General features: G+C 35.3%; 4 protein-coding genes. 2 read left to right on the top strand and 2 right to left on the bottom strand.

Translation table 11 applies throughout. The annotated features are described in order from the left end of the window. Nucleotides 1-669, top strand: a 669-nt coding sequence (locus AC1DRF_RS19950; protein WP_477741496.1) for a helicase-related protein, incomplete at its 5' end; no start/stop codon positions are given. A gap of 295 nt (nt 670-964) precedes the next feature. On the opposite strand, the gene AC1DRF_RS19945 is transcribed toward AC1DRF_RS19950, so the two are convergent. Together AC1DRF_RS19945 and AC1DRF_RS19940 are read right to left on the bottom strand one after the other, a co-directional pair. Continuing rightward, complete coding sequence (locus AC1DRF_RS19945; protein WP_013056409.1) at nt 965-1165, bottom strand: cold-shock protein; 201 nt, start codon at nt 1163-1165, stop codon at nt 965-967. A 712-nt stretch (nt 1166-1877) separates the two neighbouring features. Next, entirely contained in the window at nt 1878-2522 is a 645-nt protein-coding gene (locus tag AC1DRF_RS19940; protein ID WP_477741495.1) for a glycosyltransferase, read from the bottom strand. A gap of 458 nt (nt 2523-2980) precedes the next feature. On the opposite strand from AC1DRF_RS19940, the gene AC1DRF_RS19935 reads away from it, so the two are divergent. Further along, nucleotides 2981-3471: thiamine pyrophosphate-binding protein (locus AC1DRF_RS19935; RefSeq protein WP_477741494.1), on the top strand; the 491-nt coding region annotated here is incomplete at its 3' end.

Raw genomic sequence — 3471 nt, 5'->3', positions numbered from 1 at the left:
GTGTTTGGACGMACAAAAAAACGTGTGGATGAACTTGCTGAAGGGCTAAAAAAGCGTGGATATGCAGCAGAAGGCATTCATGGAGATCTGACGCAATCCAAACGTGCCGATGTAATTCGTCAATTCAAGAATCATACGATTGAGATTATGGTTGCAACCGACGTTGCAGCAAGAGGACTTGATATTACAGGTGTTAGCCATGTCTACAATTTTGATATTCCTCAGGACCCTGAAAGCTATGTTCATCGTATTGGCCGAACAGGGCGGGCAGGTACTAAGGGATTGGCAGTTACCTTTATAACTCCAAGAGAACGTAATCACTTAAAAGTAATCGAAGATGTCACGAAAACCAAAATGTCTAGACAATCACCTCCTACTTCTAGTGAGGTAATGGCAGGGCATCAGGAAGCAATCATTCACCAGGTTTTGACCGCTATCGACAAGGGGGAGTTTGTGGAATATAAGCCAATGGCGGAAAAGTTATTAGAAGAAGTGGATTCTGTTTCTTTACTGTCAGCCACTTTAAAGCTTTTAACAAAAGAATCAAATATGACCTCTGTCCAATTGTCTGAAGTGGCACCACTTCGTAATAAAAAGGCAAAAACAGAACGTAAGAGAAATAGAGGGAGAAAAGAAACAGTAGGCCGTAAAAAAACATATAGAAAATAATCCCTGATTATTTTTGATGCGAGAAAGGATAATGGCTATGAGTGAGAAAATATTTAGTAATGGAGAAGTAGTAACTATAAGAGTATCGAATGAATTAGTGACAATCTTAAAAAGTCATTATGTAAAAAATATGAAAAGATACTCTTATACAGTCGATAAATACCCAAGTACCTTTTTCTTTGAAGAAGAATTAAAAAAACACGAACTATAATTATTGATGAATAAGTTTTGATATAAAAATCTTTTTAAGTAAAAACAGACTCTGAAAATAGAGTCTGTTTTTTAGTATGGTTTCTTATGCTTTATTTACGTTTGTCGCTTGTGGTCCACGTTGCCCCTGTTCGATATCAAAAGTCACTTCTTGACCTTCATCCAAGGATTTAAAGCCTTCACCTTGAATAGCTGAGAAGTGAACAAACACATCTTCTCCACCTTCGCGCTCAATAAATCCAAAACCTTTGTCAGCATTAAACCATTTTACTTTACCGTGTTCCATTTTTTGATGCCTCCTAAAATGTAGAAAATAAACCAGATTATCATTAAATCTAGCTTATTTATATATTATCCCAATGGAGACATCTTAAACTTAAATTAATTTGATCTTTTTAACTTTCTTTATCATCACTCATTCCATTAAAATGTAACAAGTGTATGACTATAACATCATAGTGAGGTTCTCGTGCAAAAACCTCAAATAAACATGGAAATGATAGAAGTCAAATATTAGCCACTGTTCACACAATCATTAAGGGCATTGCATTCATAAATATGAACCTCAATTAGATACGAGAGCATAATGGGAGCCGTCTGTCCAAAAGAAAGGGAAGTTTACTCAAAAAATTTTTGAATAGTGGTGTAAAAATACATTCGATTAGATAGAAATCTATATACCTTTTTCATATAAATACAACCTTCGCACTAGAATCCGTAAACTTGTTTCCAAATAAAAAATGACGCCGTTTTAGGCGCCATTTTTATAGAATAGAGAAGGACACACCCTATGCACGGGCGGTACTCTTAACACATCGTCTTGATTTGATAATACCCAATGTTTAAATTTACTAAACCTTTGGTTATGATGCTTTATGCAGAATATCTACGTGTACCTTTTTAGTGAACATAAGGTTTCTTAGAATTATCCAGCAAAAGAGCCCTTACAAATACAGTGTTTATGAAGGAATTTCAAATAATACTGGATATTATTAAAATTATTTATTAAATTTCTTTGGAAACTGCTTCACAACTCCTGCAGATATAGTATCTGCCATTAAGATAATATGCGATACTCCTTCATCTATTGCAACGATTCTCGCCTCCCAGTCTCTTTTTAAGCTTGCAGATAAATCATTTGTCACTAATTTTAGATGCATATACAGTAATTTTTTCAAATCTTCATTTTTTAAATAAGGGTTGGCCTGGCTAAGGAACGCTGCTATATCATCAGCATTTCTATACCATTCTTGGTTTAATTGATTCACCAAGGCTTTCTTTCCCGTTTTAGCCGCATCTACAATCTTGCCAGCAATCACAATATGTTCCTTGAGCAAATCCGTAAGTTTATTCCCAGCTTTCTCTCCGTATATCGGCTTCACAGCATTACCGATATCTTCTTGATTTTTTAATAACCTTGTCAACACTTGTTTTTGGTCTTCTGATCCTGCTGTTGTTGCACTTGTAATATAATTGCTTGTCCACAGTACATGATCCATCCAAAGTCTTCTSAATTCATTTTCAAACKTTACCTSAGATTGRCTAAYACGATGTTCTTGTGTTTCAGCACGAGCACTACTTGGTTCAACCAGCATGTTTAGCGAAAATAACAACATAAATCCCATCAATAATAATCTTTTCATAAAAACGCTCCCTCCAATTTAAACGAGTATGCGCCTTATTATTTGTATATGGGATTTTTTACATTCCTCAAAACGTTACATTCTAATAGTAATTTTTTATAGGGTATCTTTACATTTTCAATCAGCCAACATAGAGGAAGGGGAAGAGAGAGGATACCTTTTTGTAAGGTTAGAGCAGAAAAAATAAAGCTTTTTTTGTTCACTAACAAAGAAACAATCATTGCCGTCTAATTTCCTTCCAAGTTTTTTGACTCATTCAATTATTTATACATTCTCTAAAAAATGTCTTTAACATAAGAACCTAATGGCAACACTATAAACAATAGGTAGTGAATAGGATTTCTTTGCATAAATTTGGGATTTTTGCGAGCTGAAACTCAAAAAATACGATAAAGATTAATGAGCTATTCCTTTCACATAAGCTTGTCAGAATACTATCTAGAGAGAGGTCGAACAATATGAAAGTGACGGATACACTTGTTCAATGTTTAGAAAATGAGGGAGTTGAATATATTTTCGGAATACCCGGTAAAGAGACCTTAGATTTTATTGATTCCTTATCCAACTCTAAACAGATTCAATTCGTGAATGTGAGGCATGAGCAAGGAGCTGCTTTTATGGCAGATGTATACGGAAGGTTAACAAACAAAGTAGGGGTATGTTTATCAACATTAGGCCCTGGAGCTACTAATTTATTGACAGGTATATCTAGCGCAAAGCTAGACCATTCCCCTGTTGTTGCTTTAACAGGACAGGCTGCTTTGGGAAGGCAGCATAAAGATTCGCATCAGTATATGGACATTATCAAAATGGTGGAACCGGCAACGAAGTGGGGTGTTCAGATAAAAGATGCACAAACGCTTCCTGAGATTATTCGAAAAGCATTTAAAATTGCACAAATGGAAAAGCCAGGACCCGTAGTAGTAGTCTTCTGGCAATTCTACTACTA

The organism is Priestia sp. P5_B4, from assembly GCF_056400385.1.
This window is presented reverse-complemented; position numbering and strand designations above follow the sequence as displayed.